Consider the following 18,202-nt stretch of genomic DNA (forward strand, 5'->3'; position numbering starts at 1 on the left):
TTACACTTGAGCGGTGGTGATCGTGGTCTTGTGCCGACTAGGAATTGGTCACAAATCCATGAAGTTTCAGGGCATTTGCCAGTTCAACTCGGTCGTCGAGTTCTACATCGATTCCCGCGACGTCTTGGCTGACTTCGTGTCCGCGACCAGCGACCAGGATCGCGTCATTGGCCTGCGCTAAACTCACAGCGAATTCCACGGCTTTAGCGCGTGGCGCGATGTTGAAAAGCTGGGTTTCTGCCCGTTCGGCGTCAATGGCGCCTTGCGCACCGGCAGCTAGCTGCTCGCGGATCGGCTCTGGCGCTTCGCCATGCGGGTCGTCATCGGTGACAATTACGATGTCTGCGTGGCGTGCGGCCACCGCTCCCATATCCGGGCGCTTGGTCTTGTCGCGCTCACCGGTGGCACCGAAGACCACGATCCTGCGCCCGTTGGCGCCCGGACGGATGGAATCCAGGGCCTTGGCCAGTGCGTCGGAGTTATGCGCGAAGTCGACTACGGCCACTGGGGATTCGGCAACCACCTGCATGCGTCCCGGTACTGCTACCGACAGCGGGTCCTTGGCGTCAAGGGCCTTCTGCAGTGCATCAAGCTCTGCCCCGCTGGCCAGCACCATGACGGTGGCCAAAGCGGCGTTGGCGACGTTGAACATGCCGGGCAGTGCGGTGCGCGTGCGCAGCAGTCGTCCGTCACGGTTCAGCAGCGTGAAGCTATGTCCGAGCCCGGAGTGCGCCAGGTCGGTGACACGCCAGTCGGCTAGTTCATTGTTCTCGTCCAGGCTCAGCGACTGGGTGGGGATCTGAGCATGCTCGGCGAGGCGAGCGCCATAGGGGTCATCAACCATGACGACCGCCGAGGCGCTGTGTTCGGAGGTGAACAGCTGGGCCTTGGTCTGGAAGTAGTCTTCCATCGTGCCGTGCAGGTCCAGATGATCCTGGGTCAGGTTGGTATAGCCGGCGACGGCAAAATTCAACGCATCAACGCGGCCATAGCTCAGCGAGTGGCTGGAAACCTCCATCGCCACAGAACTCACGTCTTGTTGTGCCATGCGAGCCAATACGCCATGGAGCTGCGTGGATTCCGGGGTGGTCAGCACGCTCGGGATGATCTGTCCGCGTGCGGACATCTCGATGGTTCCAATCAGGCCGGTTTCTTCACCGAGGGCCTCGAGGATCGCGCGAATCATGAACGTCGTGGTGGTCTTGCCGTTGGTTCCGGTCACCGCAAATAGCTGGGGGCTGCGTTGATCGGTGCCGTAGACCGCCTGGGCAACCTGGGCGGCGGCCTTGCGCACATCGGCGACAACAGCCACAGGAATCGATAGTTCTTCTGGCAGGAAGTCCAAGCCAGCGGTATCGGTGATGATGGCGCGGGCACCGTTGGAAATGGCAGTGTCAACGAATTCGGCCCCGTGGCGCTTGGCCCCCGAGATGCCCAGGAAGACGTCGCCAGGCTGGACGATCTGCGGGTTCAGGCTGACACCGAGAATCTGCGGAGCGGCGTTGAATTGCGCTCCGGTCCGCACGGCGCCGGCAGCGCCGCACACCTGGTCAAAGCCCACGCCGGCCATATTCTCTGGACGAAGGTACCGTTCCAACTCACGCGGAGTACCGGGATTCTGGACTACCAAGATTTCTTTTGTTCCTTGCCTACAAAGACGTCGTACGCCTCTGACTTAGTCGTGCTCGGTGGCACATTGAATGTGTTGAGCGTATGGCTCATCACGTCGGTAAACGTGTCCGCTACCGAGAAGTCCTTCCAGTTGCCCTTGGGGCGGTACATGGTCGCAACAACAACGAACTGCGGATCTTCCAGCGGGGCCACACCTGCAAATGAATAAGTATAGCCGTCGTAGCCCTTGGCGCTGGCGGCCTGGCCGGTACCGGTCTTGCCTCCGACGCGGTATCCGGGGATCGCTTCCTTGTAGCCGGTTCCGAAGTCGACCACGGATTCCATGATCTTCAGCATTTCCTTGGAGGTGGATTCCTTGACGACACGCTTCTCTTCGGGGTCTGGAATCTTCGTGACCGAGCCGTCATCGTTCCGGTAGCCTTCGATCAGGCTCGGCGACAAGCGGACGCCGCCATTAGCCAGGGTCTGGAAGATCGATGCCGTGTGCAGCACGGTCTGCGAGTAGCCCTGGCCGAACATGGTGGTGTACTGCTGGCGGCGATCCCAATTTTCTGGAGCCGCAAGCTGGCCAGCGCTGGCACCGTTCAGTCCAACTTGGATTGGAGTGCCAAGGCCGAAGGCCTTCATGTAGTCATAGCGAGTCTGCTTGCTCATCTTGTTGCCGACCATCACGGTACCGGTGTTGTACGAGCGGGCGAAGATGCCCGCCGCGGTCATGTCGTAGGTGGCGTGTTCCAAGGAGTCGTTGATCGTTTCCTTGGTAAAGGTCTTTTTGTTCGGGACGGTGAATTCGTCGGTGGGCTTGACTACCCCTTGGTCGAGGGCAGCAGCGAAGATCGGTGCCTTGCCTGTCGAGCCTGGTTCGAAGGCACGGGTGATCGACGTTGAGCGCCGGAACTCCGGAGCGGTGGCACCGGGGTCGTTGGGATCCAGTTCTGCAGAATCGCCAATGGCCAGGATCTTGCCCGTCTTGACCTCGATGGCGATCACGGACACCCACTCGGCGTTGAACTGCGCCTGCTTCTTTTCAGCTGCGCGCTGGGCCACGTAGTTGATGTCCGAGTCGATGGTCAGGATGACGTCTTGTCCATTGACCGCTGGAGTTTCTTCAACCTCGGTGACCGGAATACGCACACCGTCGGCGCTGATTTCGTATTTGCGGCTGCCCGCGGTGCCAGCGAGGTGGTCTTCCTGGCTCAGTTCGAGCCCCTCGGCACCGACCACGGATGTCTGGTCCTCCGAGTTGCGCACAAAGCCGAGCAGCGGGCCGGCGATAACGCCCTGCGGGTACTGGCGTTCGCTGCGCAACAACGATGAGAGGCGAGGGATTCCGATTTCACGGACTTCGTTGCGAACTTCCGGGGTGACGCTCTTGGCGAGCACCACGTACCCCTTGGGCTTGGCGTCCCCTTGCGGGCGAACTTTCTTTGCCAGTTCCTCAGGATCCTGATCGAGCGCCTTGGCCAATTCCTGGATGGCCTGGTCCCAGCTGATGCGTTCGTGCCCGTTGGAGCCGTCGCGTTTGGCGCGGCGAATATCCTCATTCTGTTCGCGCTGATCGATGACGAGGTCATAGCGGTCGACGGAAACGGCGAGGGTGGTTCCATTGCGGTCTTCGATGGAACCGCGCATGGGCGCAATGACCTCTTCGCGTTCGCGGTTCTGCTGGGCCGCGTTGGCAACCGTGGCGGCGTTGATTCCCTGGACCCAGACGAGCCGGGCGAGAATGATCACCAGCAGGGTCACCGAGAGGATCAGTACGAAGCGCATCCGCTTTTTCGCAGTATCGATTGCCGTCGAACTCACAATGAACCTAACTTTCCCTCAGCGTGGATTCCAGCAGTATCAGCTAGCTCTGTTCCAGCTTAGAAAGATCTCGCTACTTTGCTGGGGATTTGATGCTTGGCGCCGGGATCGTGCCGCCATTGAGTTCTGCATCCTGGAAGACCGGGCGACCATCCTCAGCGACCTCCCGATCGCGCTTTTCGGTCTTCACTTCGGCTTCCTTGGAGTCTTGTGCAGACTCGGTCTTCTTCTCTGCTTCTGTTGAGGTCTTGCCCACAGTGGTCTTTGGCGTCGAGGATTTTTTGGATTCAGCCTCCGCCTGGGTCCCCTCGCCTTCGCTGACACTGGCGCCAGGCAATGGCAGGGTTCCATATTCCTGCTTATTGCCCTTGGCCTTGACGGCATCTTCGGCTTCCTGGGTTACCTTGCCTTCTGAGAGGCTGATCAGACCGGGAGCCCCTGGCGAAACCAGTCCAAGGTCCTTGGCCTTTGCCGCCAAAGCCTGCGGTGCAGCCAGTGACTGGGCTTCCTTGAGCAGGGCCTGGTTCTCTTGGGACAGCGCGCGCTCCTGGTTGCGCAGCGAAACAATGTCGTACTGTCGCTGGGCAACGGAGGTGTTGAGCAGCACCAGGGTGACAATGACGCTGAAGGCCAGCAGTACGAGAATCGCGGACATCGTAACCATAGAGCGACGGTTCGATTCCTTGATTCGAGGCACCAAGGAAAGGGTCACTCGCTGACGAGACTCGCCTTTAGGCAATTGGCTGGCAAGCACGGGCTCTGGGCGCAAGGCTCGTGCAGCGCTGCCTTCGACAACTGGCTGGTTGTTCACGGCTGCAATTTTCTGCACGCGACGCGGGGCTCGTTGGCTCATCCTAGCTCCTCTTCAACACTCGCTCCACAGCTCGCAAACGAGCTGAGGCTGCACGGGAATTTTCCGCAATTTCCTGGTCGCTTGGCTTTTCGGTGCCCTTGGTCAGGACCTTGTATTCGGCCTTATGTTCTTCCAGCTCCACCGGGAACCCTGGAGGAGCAGAAGAGGTTGCACCCTGCACAAAGTGCCTCTTGGTGATCTTGTCTTCAAGGGAGTGGTAGCTCATCACGACGACTCGGCCGCCGACATTCAAAGCGCCCATCGCCGCAGGAATTGCGCGCTCCAGCACGTCGAGTTCCTCATTAACTGCGATGCGCAGGGCCTGGAAGGTCCGCTTGGCTGGATGTCCGCCATTTCTGGCGGCGGCGGCAGGAACCACATTCCGAATAATCTCGACAAGTTCCGCCGTCGTCGTAATCCGCGATTTTGCGCGTGCTTCAACGATGGCTGTTGAGATCCGACCCGCGAATTTCTCTTCACCCCACTGGCGAATGATTCGCAGCAACTCGTCGCGCTCCAAGTCATTAACCAGATCCTCGGCGGTTGGCCCTACCGAGGTGTCCATGCGCATATCCAGCGGAGCGTCATAGGAGTAGGCGAAACCACGTTCGCGCTCATCAAGCTGGAGCGATGAAACGCCGAGGTCAAAAAGCACCCCGTCGACACCGGGAAAACCCAGATCGTCGACGACGTCGGCAATTTCGTCATATACGGCGTGGACGAGATCGATGCGATCCTCAAAGGGCTTCAGCCGAGCGCCGGCCAGCTCGTGAGCTTGCTCGTCACGGTCGAGACCAACGAGGTGGAGGTTGTCGAATCGTTTCAGAATTGCTTCCGAGTGTCCGCCCATTCCAAGGGTGCAGTCCACAACGATTGCCCTACGGCCTTCAGCATTTGCACGCTGAATACCTGGTGCGAGGAGATTGACGCAACGGTCCAGAAGTACTGGAACATGGCGTTCGGATGCTGGTCGCTGGGAATCCTGATTTGGCACTGCGCCCCCTTTCGCTGTTCGATCTGTTGTTGAGATCAGATCCCCCTCCAACCAAGTGGTGGTCCACCTTCTGGCTCCGGGGAAGTGAAGCCAGATGATTTGCCCCGCTAGGTGGCTGGAGATCTCATCCCAACATCAACTGTTGCTGGATTGAACCTTGGCCTGGCGGCCTCAGTCCTCATCAGTATCGGAGAAAACATCTTCCTGTTCGTCCAAATACTGCTGCCAAGCCTGCGTGTCCCAGATTTCAATGCGGTTGCCCGCACCAATAACTGTCACTTCACGGTCAAGGCCGCCGTAAGTGCGAAGCACTTGCGGAATCGTGACGCGTCCCTGCTTGTCCGGAACTTCATCAGAGGCCCCAGAGAGGAACACACGTGCGTAGTCGCGTGCTCGTCGTGAGGTCAAAGATGCCTGCGCTAGTTGTTCGTGCTGCTTCTCGAACTCCCGCTGGCTAAAAACGTATATGCAACGTTCCTGACCACGAGTAAGCACCAGCCCGTAGGACAACTCATCACGATATTTAGCAGGAAGAATCAGTCGGCCCTTCTCGTCAAGTTTCGGCGTGTACGTTCCCAGGAACATGCACACCGCCTTTCCGCGAAGTGGCCGGAACCCCCACTCTTCTCTACTTGCCTCCACTTTACTCCACAACCCCCCACTGTCAATGCGATTTTGCTGTTTTCGCGAGAGTCTGGAGTTAAAAATTGGCTAAATTTAGCGGTTTCTTGCACCAACTTCCGGTGGAGCGAAAATGGAGATCACACTCCGATACGGTCTTCGCTTCATAGATTTTTCCTGCAAACCCTGCGGAATCTAGGCAAATCTACGGCCCGTGGTGGGAAGTGGAGGGCCTCGGGGAGGAAAGTGGGGCACGGTTCGCAACGCCGCTGAAAACTGAATCTTGGAATCTCCAGAGAATCCGAATTCCCGGATTGAGGCGTGTCGCGGTCCGTGGCCGCCACTGGCGAGAACACCTGGCCCAGGGGCACGGCGAGACCAATCCTGCGCCTGTTTCAATGCCGTCGGCTCTCAGAGGCGAGATAGGTGGCCATTGCGACTGGAGGTTCTAATCAAAGACAGGCTTTAAAGTAAAAAGAGGTGTAACCCTTGGGCTACACCTCAATGTCTATATGTACGCGTATCAGCTGTCGGACTGATCCCGTTTACGCTGATTCCATCGTTCTTCAAGGCTAGACATGAACTGTGAATTGCTCTTCGCAGCAGACTTCGCTCCATTACCGCCTGCGCGACCGACTTTTCCTGAGGCTGATTTGGTCAGCGCCAACAGCACGCCGCCAAACATAACAGCGAAACCAACAACCCCGAGGATGATGATGTGCTGCGAGATACCAAAAATCAGACCGGCCAGGCCAATGATGACCAGAAGAATGCCCAGCGCAATGTTTCGCGTAGAAAGGCGCCCTACGTTTGCAGGCCCCTTCATACTAGAGGCGAAGCGACGGTCTTCATGCAACTGCTTTTCAAGCTGCTCCAACAAACGCTGCTCGTGTTCCGATAGCGGCATCGTCTTCTCCTTCCAAAGGCAAACTCAACGGTCGTTTACCGTCCTTAGGTTCAACGCCGAGTCAAGGGAAAAAGTTCCCCGATTCTTATGAGCCTTACTACTAGGATAGTCTCTTTTACGGCCAACTTGCCAGTTGATCTTCACCACTGGTCTCATATACTCACCTGGCTCACAGAATACCTTTACTCCCTCGGTCGCAAAAAACGTGCCGGAGTCACCAACGATTGCGGGAACTTCTGTCCAATGAGGTCAGCCACCCGTTCAGCATCCCTCACCTTCTCATCCTTTGGATCAAGACTCAGCTGCAGTCCAGCGGCGGAATCCTCGAGCCGCTCAGCGCGAACACCAATCAATCGCACGGGCTGGGATAGCGGCAACAACTTCGTCAAGAGCAGCATGGCTGCCTCGCCCACGGTTGCCGAGGAGTCCGTCGCGGCTCCGAGCGCCCTTGAACGCGTCAGACCAGTGAAATCACGATATTTTATTTTCAGCCCGACGCCACCAGCCGCCTTGCCATGATCCCTCAAACGCTTGGCCACACGGTGGCTCTGGCGCATCAGTTCATCTTCCAGCAACCGCACTTCAGAGATGTCAACGGCGAACGTGTGTTCAGCTGAGATGCTCTTTTCGTCACGGGTTACCTCCACTGGACGTTCATCGATCCCGTTGGCAAGTCGATGCAAGGATCGACCATGCTCCCCCATCCGGTCAATCAATCGTTCTTCGGGCTCGCGTGACAGCTGCCCGACGGTCTCGATACCCAGTGCGTGCAATTGCTGCCCGGTGCGCTTTCCTACACCCCACATTTTGGACACCGGAAGATCCTCGAGGAACTCCTCTGTGCGTTCTGGTGCGATTACGGCCATGCCATCAGGTTTGGCATAAGTGGATGCAAGCTTTGCGATGAATTTGTTCTTGGCGATGCCCACGCTCGCTGGCAAACCCATGTTTTTCCGTATGTGCTCTCGAATGGTCCGACCTATTTCCATGGGGCCGCCGAGCATGCGCATGCTTCCAGTGACATCCAAAAATGCTTCATCAACGCTGACTTGCTCGACCAAGGGCGTCAGCGTGCGGAAGTAGGCCATGATTTCCCCAGAAGCCTGAGCATACAAGTGGTGACTCGGTTCAATTATTGTCGCCTCTGGCATAAGTGGAATAGCCTGGCTCATTGGCATCGCAGAGTGGATTCCCCTGGCACGGCAGTCATACGAGGCGGAGAGCACAACGCTTCGCCCTTCGGGGAATCCGACGATGACTGGCTTGCCGACCAATTCGGGACGATTGCGCAGTTCCACCGAAACGAAAAAGGCATCCATATCGACATGCAATACCGCGCGATGCACCATCTATGCCTCCCTGTCCCTAATACAACGAACAACTCCACCATACTCGAATATATGTTCGGATTACACCCTAGTTGCATTTGAGGACCTGCGAAGCGCGATCCCAATCAATCACCGGTAGAGTTGTGTCTAACCAGTCGCACTTACCCGAAGAAATGATTTTGCATGTCGCTGCCTGATTCTTTGCCATCCGTCGAGGCCAAAGCCTTGGAGCTGAGCCAAACGTACACCGTTGAAGTTGCACGGTTGCTAGAAGAATTCTTGGCCACGAAAAGTGTTGAAGTTAGCCACATTACTTCCAGTGCAGTCGAAATCGTCAACGCCATCAGCTCGCTCACCAAGGGCGGAAAGCGTTTGCGTCCGCTCTTTGCTTTCTGGGGATATCTAGGAGCTGGCGGGAACAAGGATTCAACCGACATTGTCCGCCTCGGTGTTGCTTTGGAACTATTCCAGGCGGCTGCGCTGATACACGATGACATCATCGACAATTCGGATACGCGCCGCGGGCAACCTAGCGTGCACAAGCGATTCGAAGCGCAACATCAAAAATTGGGATTAGCGGGAAGCGCTGCGGCATACGGCAGTGCGAGCGCCATTCTGACCGGGGATCTTTGCCTGTCGTTGAGCGAAGAAGCATTCTCCGAAATCGACCATCTCCCTAAAGAGGCGCGCGTCATCTTCAACCAGATGCGAACTCAAGTAATGGCCGGTCAATATCTGGACGTTCTCGAGGAATCAGCAGGCCCAGCCTATGATCCTCGTGAAGCGGTGAAGCGCGCGCGCACCATCGTAAGGTTCAAGTCAGCAAAGTACTCCACGGAAAATCCGTTTTTGCTAGGAGGCGCATTAGCCGGAGCTGACGCCGAGCTCATGAACAGCTATTCAGCCTTCGCTTTGCCCCTCGGTGAAGCCTTCCAGCTTCGCGACGATGTTCTAGGGGTATTTGGTGACGCAGACGTTACCGGCAAGCCAACCGGTGGAGACCTATTGGAAGGTAAGCGAACCGAGCTCATCGCCCATGCCCTGCTGCTTTCCACCCTGGAAGAGCGCAGCTTCATTCAGTCGCGTCTCGGTGCTGCAGATATGTCAGTACAGGAAGTAGAACAGCTCAGCAGCATACTTCGCGATAGCGGGGCCCTCGAAGCAACTGAGAACAGCATTAGCGAACTAACTGAACAATCGCGTCAAGCACTCGAAAAATTGCCAATCGACTCGCAGGCTCGTGCCGGGCTCCAACAACTAAGCGACGCCGTCACCAAGCGCATAAAATAGACGCAATAATCACCGGCATATAACAACGGGTCTCAACCCCCCTGATCACTCGGGGCTAGGTTGAGACCCATTCGTTGTTTTTCAAGCAAAACTCCGCGAAGAAAAGAGCTACCAGGCCAGCGCCTGCGCCCTCCTTCTAATTTCAGTTTTACGTCCGGAGCGCAGGGCATTCATCGGCGTACCCGGCAGCGAGTCATCGTCCGTGAACAGCCACGAAATTGACTCTTCGTCGGAATAACCAGCGTCCAATAGAACCGAAAGAGTTCCCTTTAGGCTCTCTACCACCGAGCCGTCCTGGAGAAAATCAGCTGGGATGGAACGGATGTTCCGTTCACCGATTCGCACCGAGATAATTGCACGCTCGTCCAGCAAGCGGTGCACGCGGCGAATGTCTACATCTAATTCTTCTGCCAAATCTGGCAGGGTCAGCCACTGGCCGACTAGTTCTACGATTTCCTTCACCCATCAAGGTTCCCACAAATTCGGAAACTCCGCAGAAACTTTGGGAAAACTCACCTCAGCAGTTTCCATGCGCCACATGAGTAGTGTAAATTTCCTTGTATCACTTTGATAACAATTGCATCACAGACAACATTAGGAACGTAAGCCTCTGGTGTTACCTGTGACGCAATGCCCGTTATTTTCACCGTATATATGAGGATCGACTCCATGCCCCACGAATCCAAACATGTCTCGAAGCATGCGTTAGGCGTAGTAGCAGGCGCGGCCATCCCAGCCGCGGTCATTGGTAGCCTCGCGTTGGCACCTGCCGCGCAGGCAGCCCCCGTATCCCTCCCCAAGACCTCAGGCAGCCTGGCTAAGGCGGTCACCCCAGAATCAATCAAGGTCGCCGAAGACCAGATCAAAGCTCATTTGATCGCATCACGGGTCTCAACCCTCGGCTTGCCCGCCAAGCGCGATGTCAAGGAATTCAGGATTCCTGCTGGCGCGACTTTGTCGAGCATCGCTGTCGAATACCACACTTCTGTCTCCGAGCTGAAGAAGCTCAACGGGCTCAAGAGCGACGTGATCATTGCGGGCAAGACCCTCAAGGTCTCCGGCAATTCGTCGAGCTCCAAGACGACCAAGGGCGGCTCCTCAGGAACGACGACCTATACGGTGAAGAACGGCGATACGCTCAGTGCAATCGCCAGCAAGCACAATATGAGCTTGTCTTCGCTGCTGAGCAAGAACGACATCTCGGCAAGAAAGGTCATCTACCCTGGCAACAAGCTCAAGGTCAACGGCTCCAGCTCAGATACCAAGTCGCCAAGCTCACATACCAAGAGCAAGGGCTCCTCGTCGGGGTCCGCGACCTATACTGTCAAGTCAGGCGACACGCTAGGTAGCATCGCGGTCAAGCACAATATGAGCCTGTCCTCCTTGCTGAGCAAGAACAACATCTCGGCAAGCAAGGTCATTTACCCTGGTGACAAGCTCAAGATCAACGGGTCAGCTTCGAAGAACGAGTCCAATGCTTCTGACAAGAAGTCCTCGTCGAACACTTCTAGCTACACCGTCAAGTCGGGCGATACGCTCAGTGGGATTGCGGCCAAGCACCAAATGGGCCTCTCGGAGTTGCTCAAGATCAACAACATCTCCTCGAGCAAGCGTATTTACCCTGGAGACAAGATCAAGGTGTCAGGCGGATCTTCGACGTCTAAGCCGCAGGCCCCAAGCAAGCCCAAGACTACGACCTCGACTTACACTGTCAAGTCAGGCGATACGCTCGGTGGCATCGCAGTAAAGCACGGCATGTCCTTGAAGTCCCTGTTGGATCTGAACCCTGAGTTCAGCGCTAGCACGCCTTTGAAGATTGGTGCCAAGCTCAAGGTTTCAGGTTCCTCAGTAGCTCCGACTGGTGAGACCAAGAAGGAAAAAATCGGTAACACCTTCGAAGGCCGCACCTACGCTGATCATGTTGTTCGCGATGCCAATGCGAACAAGGATTACCTGGACTCGGTTGATGTCCCAAGCCGTTCCGAAATGCAGGCCCTTATCCGTTCCACCGCCCGGAGCATGGGTGTAGATCCTGCTTTGGCCATGGCACACGCATACCAGGAATCCGGATTCAACATGCGTGCAGTATCACCTGCCAATGCTGTGGGTGTCATGCAGGTACTTCCTAGCACAAGCGACTGGATTGCTTCCCGAATCGGCCAGGACCTCAACGTCTTGAACCCTCGGGACAACGTCACCGCTGGTGTCGCAGTTATTGCCTACAACTTGGACAACACCGATGACCTGGATACCGCCATTGCGGCGTACTACCAGGGTCTTGCTGGCGTCAACAAGAACGGCATGTACGAAGATACCAAGCGATATGTTGCCAGCATCAAGGCACACATGAAGAACTTCCGCTAAGACAACGCAGTGAAGGCGGGGTTAGCACCTAGGTGCTGACCCCGCCTTTAGTCATTTTAAGTACGTTGTGAACAAGTCACGAGTTTCGACGTTCAAGGTCCAATGGCATGTCGATGACAACCCTGGTGCCACCGCTCTCCCCCGCGTCCCAACGGATTTCGCCAGAGAGCTCGCTCGTGACGAGCGTACGGACAATCTGCAGGCCCAGCCCTTCGCGGCGCGGCTCTGCAGGCAAGCCGTGCCCATCATCTTCGATGACCACTCGCAACCAATCAGTCCGATCCGCACCGAGATAGCGTTCGGCCAGCAACGATACCTCACCGTCACGTTGCGCCAGCCCATGCTCAACCGCATTGGTCACCAGCTCATTAATGACCAGCGACAATGGCGTAGCCAAATCGGCATCGAGCATGCCGAATTCGCCTTCGCGTCGTGTTGATACACGCTGTTCTGGCGAAGCGATTTCCACGATGAGCCGGAATTGGCGATCCATCAGGTCGTCAAACTTCACTGTCTCGTTCAATCCCTTGGACAGGAAATCGTGGACCGAGGCGATGGTCGAGACGCGGCGCATCGCCTGTTCAAGGCCCTGCTTGCCATCTTCGGACTTCATACGGCGCGACTGCATGCGCAGCAATGCCGCGACAGTCTGCAAGTTGTTCTTGACCCGATGGTGGATCTCTCGAATCGTGGCATCCTTGGTGACGAGTTCTTTTTCTCGCCGACGGAGTTCGGTCACATCGCGGCAGAGCACCAAGGCACCCCAGCGTTTGGATTTGTTGCGCAAAGGGATCGCTCGCAGCGACAAGGTCACACCGCGGTGTTCCACTTCGGTACGCCACGGCATCTTGCCCTGAAGCACCAGGGGAAGCGTCTCATCCACCACACGCCGGTCGCTAACAAGGGCCATGGTGAGGTCGGCCAAGGGCTGGCCTTGGAGCACATCAGCTGCTCCAAGCCGGCGGAATCCTGAAACCGCGTTGGGACTGGCGAATTCCACGGCACCGTCGACGTTCAAGCGTATGAATCCATCCCCCACACGTGGAGCTCCTCGACGGGAACCTGTTGGGCTGGAGAACTCTGGCCATAGACCCTGAGTTCCCATTTGCAGCAGATCGTCCGCGCTCTGCCGGTAGACCAATTCCAAATTGGACGGGGTGCGAGACTGATTTGGGTCGAAATGCGAGGTGATCACGGCAACCGGGCGGTTTTTACGGACCAGCGGGATCGCCTGGACAGTGGTGAGGCCCATGATGATGTCGTTGCCCGCTTGCTCGGCGGAACGCTGGACCTGCAAGCTTTCCCACGCCCGGTCAACCATGATGCGAAGATCCTTGCGGATTCGCTCTCCCACGAAATCGCTATGGAACGCGGTATGGGATGTGGAAGGGCGAACATGGGCCAAGGCGATATATGAACCATCTCCAGTGGGGAACCACAGTACGAGGTCTGAGAACGCAAGGTCCGAGACCAACTGCCAGTCCCCCACCAGGAGATGGAGCCAGTCCTCATCACCGGGTGCTAGTGCGGCACGTTGACGTAATTCTTCGGTGATGAGGGCCATTGGCGGTGTTTACCTTCTTACGATGGAACGCAACAGGCGAAGTGCCACGGACAGTGAAGCCATGTCGTCGCGTTCGAGGCTGTTTACTTCCTCGAACATAGTCTTCGCACGATCAAGGTTAGCCGCGTTTGCCTCTTCCCACGCAGCAACACGCTCTGCAGGATCCGCAATGTCGCCATGAGCATCCAAGATGTTACCGGTCAGATCCATGATGGTGGTGTACAGGTCATCGCGCATTGCCGCGCGAGCCAGTGCCTGCCAGCGGTCCGAACGCGGCAACATGGTGATCCGGTTCAGAAGGCTGTCGACGCCGAACAGATCGTAGAGCACGAAGTACGTCTCGGCGACCTGGACCGGGGCAACCGAAGCACGGTGCACATACTCTGCAATATCCAGCAACGCATAGGACTCGAACTGAGTAGCCCACATGCTGGCACGCAACTCCGGAATGCCGAAGCCCAGGGCTTCGTCGCGCCATTCGTTGAAGCGCACCAGGTCGTTGCCTCGAAGGATCGATGGCAATGCCTTGCGCAGCTCGGTCACGGTGTTCTGGAACCGGGTTACGGCCTCGGTGACCAGCAGGGTCTCATCAACACGGTTAATGAACCAGCGCGTGGCCCGATCCAGCAGTCGACGCATGTCGTGGTGCTGGCGACCCCAGTGCTTCAGGCTCGTTCCGGCTGGCTGGGCGTTGATTGCATCGAACTGTCGATCGAAGCCGTACACCTCACGCAACGCGCAGAAGACCTTGGCAATCTGGACCTCGCTGGCGCCGGTCTCTTCCATTGCGCGGAAGACATAGGTAATGCCTCCGACGTTCACAATGTCGTTGGCGATCACCGTTGCGATGATTTCCTTGCGCAGCGGGTGGCTCTCCAACTGATCGCCAAAGCGTTCCACGAGCTTCTCAGGGAAGTAGCGGCGCAGGGTTTCAGCAAAGTACGGATCGTCGGCCAAATCTGATTCTGCCAGGGCATTGGCTAATTGGATCTTGGAGTAGGCAGCCAACACCGACAGTTCCGGCGTTGTCATCGATCCACCTGAGGAGCGGCGTTCCTCCAGCGCCGCGGTGCTTGGCAGGAATTCGAGCTCGCGGTTCAGATCCGCTGCGCTTTCCAGCCATTGCATCAGACGCTCGTAGGCAGGAGCCCACGTCAGCGCGGCATGCTTTTCATTGAGCAAGAGTATGTTCTGCTCAAAGTTGGTTTTCAGAACCAGATCTCCCACATTGTCGGTCATCGACAGCAGGAAATCAGTGCGCTCATCGGCGGTGAGATTGCCAGCGGCAATCTGGCGGTCCACGAAGATCTTGATGTTGACCTCGCGGTCCGAGGTGTCCACACCGGCCGAGTTGTCGATGGCGTCGGTGTTCAACAGGACGCCACGGCGCGCAGCTTCGATACGGCCCAGCTGGGTCATGCCGAGGTTACCGCCCTCGCCAACCACCTTGGCGCGCAAATCCTGCCCGTCGATGCGGATCGCATCGTTCGCGCGGTCGCCTACCTGGCCATGAGTTTCGCTGGAGGCCTTGACGTACGTTCCGATGCCGCCGTTGTACAGGAGGTCAACCGGAGCCGACAAGATCGCCTTCAGCAATTCATTGGGGCTCATCTTGGCGGTGTTCTCCGCCAATCCCAGCACGGCACGAATCTCGGCGCTGATTGGAATCGACTTCAGGCTGCGTGAGTACACGCCACCGCCGGCCGAGATCAGGTCCTTGTTGTAGTCGGCCCAGCTGGAGCGAGGCAGGTCATAGAGGCGTTGGCGCTCGTCAAACCCGACTTGGGCATCAGGATTCGGATCAAGGAAGATATCGCGGTGATCGAAGGCAGCCACGAGCTTGACCGTTGGAGTACGACGCAAGCCGTTGCCAAACACGTCGCCAGACATGTCGCCAACGCCTACCGCGGTGAACTCGTCGCGCTGGGTGTCGATACCCAGCTGGAAGAAGTGGCGCTTCACGGACTCCCAGGCACCGCGGGCTGTAATGCCCATGCCCTTATGGTCATAGCCCACGGAGCCGCCAGAGGCAAAGGCGTCGCCCAGCCAATGGCCCTTTTCCGCAGAGAGCGAGTTGGCGATATCGGAGAAGCTGGCGGTGCCCTTATCGGCGGCAACAACTAGGTACGAGTCATCACCGTCACGGCGAACGATGTTTTCAGGGGGAACAATGTGCTCGCCGGTTCCGTCCGTGACCATATTGTCCGTGAGCTGCAAGAGCGTGCGGATGAAGACCTTGTAGGCTCCCTTGCCTTCTTCCATCCAGGCAGCGCGATCTTGTGCCGGGTTCGGAAGCTGCTTGGCGTAGAAGCCGCCCTTGGCACCGGTAGGAACGATCACGGAGTTCTTGACCATCTGGGCTTTCACCAGGCCCAGGACTTCGGTGCGGAAATCTTCTCGGCGGTCCGACCAACGCAGCCCGCCTCGGGCCACGGCGCCGAAACGGAAGTGGGTTCCTTCAACACGAGGCGAATAGACCCAAAGCTCGTGCTTGGGGCGCGGGAACGGCGCGAAGTCGATCTCCTCGGGCGCAAGCTTGAAGGCCAAAGCCTGGTGGCCGGTGAAGTAATTGGTGCGCTTGGTGGCTTCGATGACCTTCACGAAACGGCGAAGCAGCGTATCTGCGTCCAGAGTTGGAACAGCTTCCAAGGCCTCGGTGATCTTCGTTTTTGCCTGTTCACGGGCAGCCTCAGATGCTTCAGCGCTGAGTGCAGGATCGAAGGTCGCTTGGAACAGCTCGACGATGCTGTGGGTGACCGAGGCGTTGCCGACCAAGGTGTTGGCGATGAAGCCGGTCGAGTTCGGCACCCCGAGCTGCAGTAGATAGTGGGCGTAGGCACGAAGCATGGCTACCTGCTGCCAGGAAAGGCCTTCGCGCAGCACCAAGGCGTTGAGGCTATCGGATTCCGCCTCATTGCGTACGACGGCGCAGTAGGCTTCAGCCAGCTTGCTTTCGATGTGGCTGAATTCGATCTCCTGGTCGAATTTCAGGCCCATGTCATAAATGTAGCGCTGTCCGACGCCCTCCGGGTTCAGCTGGTAGGGACGCTCGTCGACGACCTGAAGACCGAGATCCTGCAAGACCGGCAAAATACGTGACAGAAGCAGCGGCTGAGTCACGAAGATCTTCATGCGCTTGGACACCGGCGAATCTGCGTCAACCGGGGTTGGGTCGTAGAAGGATACGATCGGGCCGCTGTCAGCAGAGTCATTCAGGCTGGAGAGCAGGTTGATGTCTTTGAGCGCATCTTCAATTTCGAACTGAACTTTGTACGAGGCCGGGAAAGCTTCGGACCACGCGTTCGAAAGGGTGTTGGCGTCGCCTAGTTCCAGGCTTGCTCGCGCGGTATCGACGATGGCGTCCGACCACGAGCGAACTGCCTTGGCAATGCGCTCTTCCAGCGCGGCGTGATCCACTGCAGGAAGCTGTCCATCGCGCTGCAGGCGCAGGCGGTAGAACAAGCGCACCAGTGCGCCGGCACCAAGCTGAGCTTCATACTCAATGGATTCCGCGACGAAGCTGTCCTTGAGTTCCTTTTCGACGCGCAGTCGGACATCCGTCGAGAAACGATCTCGCGGCAAGAACACCATCGCCGTCACGAAGCGGCCGTAGTCGTCGATGCGCAGGAACACGGAGGTTCGCCGGCGTTCCTGCAGGCGCAGGATGCCCAAGGCGGCCTGGGTCAGATCGTCGACGGAAATCTGGAACATCTCATCACGAGGGTAGGTTTCCAGAATCGTCGTGATGTCTTTGCCCGAGTGGGAGTTCGCGGCAAATCCGGTGTTTTTCAACACGGCTTGGACCTTTTCGCGGACCACAGGTACGGTCTTGACGCTCGAGGTGTAGACGCTTGACGAGAACAGGCCGATGAAACGACGCTCGCCGTTTACCTCGCCATTAGCGTCAAAGCTCTTCACGCCGACGTAGTCCAAGTACACGCCACGGTGCACCGTTGAGCGGGCGTTGGCCTTGGTGATGATCAGTGCGCTCTTGTCGCGAGCGGTAATGCGACCGCGCTTGGTCAGGTGCTGTGGCCCCTGCGTTTCCAAGTCGCGCATGAGTCCCAGGCCGCTGCCGGCGCGTGCTACCAGGACATCTTCGCCATTGACGGATTCCAGATCATATTCTCGGTAGCCAAGGAAGGTGAATTGTCCGTCCGCCATCCAGTCCAGCAATTCCGCAGCTTGGGGAAGCTCGGCAATCTGCTCTGCATGCGCGGTCTGTGGCAAGGTGCGTGCGATGTCCTTGGCGCGGTCGAGCATTGACGGCCAGTCCTTGACGGCAATGCGCACATCGCCCAGGACACTGTACAGGCGCTCTACGAATTCCTCCGCCTGTTCGTCGCTTAGCTCGCGTGCAAGCTCAACGGAAATCCACGATTCAACGTGAGTTTCGGTTCCTGCGGAAATGAGCGTGCTCAGATCCGACAGGGCCGCGGTGTCGCCGCTTGCCACGTGCTGCAGACCGGCGTGGTTGATCTTCACGATCTCGCCCGTCTCGGCTTTGCGTGAAACCACGAACGTTGGGTGCACTACCAGCTGGATCGGTGAATTAAGCCGCACCAATGCAGCGGTGACTGAGTCAACCAAAAACGGCATGTCATCGGTGACAATGTGCACCACCGAGATTCCGTTGTTTCGCGTAATCGCGACGTTGGGGCTTTCCGCTTCGCGTTCGTAGCCGATTTCTAGGTGTGCAGCCACGCGGGACTCGAGTTCGTCTGGCCGGTAGGCCGCCACGTCCTCAGTCGCAATTTGGCTATAGTACTCGCTCACCAATTTTGGGGTGAGAGTCGCATCCATGAATGATTCTGACATGCTGGATTCCGACGAGTTCAACTGA

The 18,202-nt window shown here is 57.5% G+C and carries 12 protein-coding genes; 2 read left to right on the forward strand and 10 right to left on the reverse strand.

The window, feature by feature from the left end; all coding sequences use genetic code 11:
* Positions 1-37 precede the first annotated feature (37 nt).
* From AC6CHO_RS00945 to dinB, 7 genes are all read right to left on the reverse strand, one after another.
* Positions 38-1,630, reverse strand: a complete 1,593-nt coding sequence (locus AC6CHO_RS00945) for a UDP-N-acetylmuramoyl-L-alanyl-D-glutamate--2,6-diaminopimelate ligase (RefSeq protein WP_498213183.1) — start codon at positions 1,628-1,630, stop codon at positions 38-40.
* Positions 1,624-3,438, reverse strand: a complete 1,815-nt coding sequence (locus AC6CHO_RS00950) for a peptidoglycan D,D-transpeptidase FtsI family protein (protein ID WP_498213184.1) — start codon at positions 3,436-3,438, stop codon at positions 1,624-1,626. The genes AC6CHO_RS00945 and AC6CHO_RS00950 overlap by 7 nt, the downstream gene beginning before the upstream one ends.
* Positions 3,439-3,511: 73 nt before the next feature.
* Entirely contained in the window at positions 3,512-4,291 is a 780-nt protein-coding gene (gene ftsL, locus AC6CHO_RS00955) for a cell division protein FtsL (RefSeq protein WP_498213185.1), read from the reverse strand.
* Position 4,292: 1 nt separating this feature from the next.
* Positions 4,293-5,285 (reverse strand): 16S rRNA (cytosine(1402)-N(4))-methyltransferase RsmH, encoded by a 993-nt coding sequence (gene rsmH, locus AC6CHO_RS00960; RefSeq protein WP_444663063.1) that lies wholly within the window; start codon positions 5,283-5,285, stop codon positions 4,293-4,295.
* 171 nt (positions 5,286-5,456) lie between these two features.
* The gene (gene mraZ, locus AC6CHO_RS00965; protein WP_060701988.1) at positions 5,457-5,870 is read right to left on the reverse strand and encodes a division/cell wall cluster transcriptional repressor MraZ; all 414 of its coding nucleotides are present in this window, start codon (positions 5,868-5,870) and stop codon (positions 5,457-5,459) included.
* 559 nt (positions 5,871-6,429) lie between these two features.
* Positions 6,430-6,813, reverse strand: coding sequence for an SCO2097 family morphological protein (locus AC6CHO_RS00970; protein ID WP_498213187.1), 384 nt, complete (start codon positions 6,811-6,813; stop codon positions 6,430-6,432).
* A gap of 182 nt (positions 6,814-6,995) precedes the next feature.
* Entirely contained in the window at positions 6,996-8,162 is a 1,167-nt protein-coding gene (dinB, locus tag AC6CHO_RS00975; protein WP_444663057.1) for a DNA polymerase IV, read from the reverse strand.
* Positions 8,163-8,324: 162 nt separating this feature from the next.
* On the opposite strand from dinB, the gene AC6CHO_RS00980 reads away from it, so the two are divergent.
* Positions 8,325-9,431 carry a polyprenyl synthetase family protein gene (locus tag AC6CHO_RS00980; protein WP_498213188.1) on the forward strand — a complete coding sequence of 369 codons (1,107 nt, stop codon included), beginning with the start codon at positions 8,325-8,327 and terminating at the stop codon, positions 9,429-9,431.
* A gap of 108 nt (positions 9,432-9,539) precedes the next feature.
* Here AC6CHO_RS00980 and AC6CHO_RS00985 read toward each other — a convergent pair whose 3' ends face one another.
* Entirely contained in the window at positions 9,540-9,893 is a 354-nt protein-coding gene (locus AC6CHO_RS00985) for an Rv2175c family DNA-binding protein (RefSeq protein WP_444663053.1), read from the reverse strand.
* 207 nt (positions 9,894-10,100) lie between these two features.
* Between AC6CHO_RS00985 and AC6CHO_RS00990 the strand changes: the two genes are divergently transcribed.
* Positions 10,101-11,795: a LysM peptidoglycan-binding domain-containing protein gene (locus AC6CHO_RS00990; protein WP_498213189.1), complete on the forward strand. Its 1,695-nt coding sequence runs from the start codon at positions 10,101-10,103 to the stop codon at positions 11,793-11,795.
* A 76-nt stretch (positions 11,796-11,871) separates the two neighbouring features.
* Here AC6CHO_RS00990 and AC6CHO_RS00995 read toward each other — a convergent pair whose 3' ends face one another.
* Positions 11,872-13,359 (reverse strand): sensor histidine kinase, encoded by a 1,488-nt coding sequence (locus tag AC6CHO_RS00995; RefSeq protein WP_060701993.1) that lies wholly within the window; start codon positions 13,357-13,359, stop codon positions 11,872-11,874.
* Between the two features lie 9 nt (positions 13,360-13,368).
* Positions 13,369-18,177: an NAD-glutamate dehydrogenase gene (locus AC6CHO_RS01000; RefSeq protein WP_498213190.1), complete on the reverse strand. Its 4,809-nt coding sequence runs from the start codon at positions 18,175-18,177 to the stop codon at positions 13,369-13,371.
* Positions 18,178-18,202: the final 25 nt, after the last annotated feature.

This window comes from Glutamicibacter sp. GQ173, assembly GCF_059759215.1.

Coding starts and splice junctions, on each gene's coding strand:
- ftsL (WP_498213185.1), bottom strand. CDS start 4,291: ATGAGCCAACGAGCCCCGCGTCGCGTGCAGAAAATTGCAGCCGTGAAC.
- mraZ (WP_060701988.1), bottom strand. CDS start 5,870: ATGTTCCTGGGAACGTACACGCCGAAACTTGACGAGAAGGGCCGACTG.
- AC6CHO_RS00970 (WP_498213187.1), bottom strand. CDS start 6,813: ATGCCGCTATCGGAACACGAGCAGCGTTTGTTGGAGCAGCTTGAAAAG.
- dinB (WP_444663057.1), bottom strand. CDS start 8,162: ATGGTGCATCGCGCGGTATTGCATGTCGATATGGATGCCTTTTTCGTT.
- AC6CHO_RS00980 (WP_498213188.1), top strand. CDS start 8,325: ATGTCGCTGCCTGATTCTTTGCCATCCGTCGAGGCCAAAGCCTTGGAG.
- AC6CHO_RS00990 (WP_498213189.1), top strand. CDS start 10,101: ATGCCCCACGAATCCAAACATGTCTCGAAGCATGCGTTAGGCGTAGTA.
- AC6CHO_RS00995 (WP_060701993.1), bottom strand. CDS start 13,359: ATGGCCCTCATCACCGAAGAATTACGTCAACGTGCCGCACTAGCACCC.
- AC6CHO_RS01000 (WP_498213190.1), bottom strand. CDS start 18,177: ATGTCAGAATCATTCATGGATGCGACTCTCACCCCAAAATTGGTGAGC.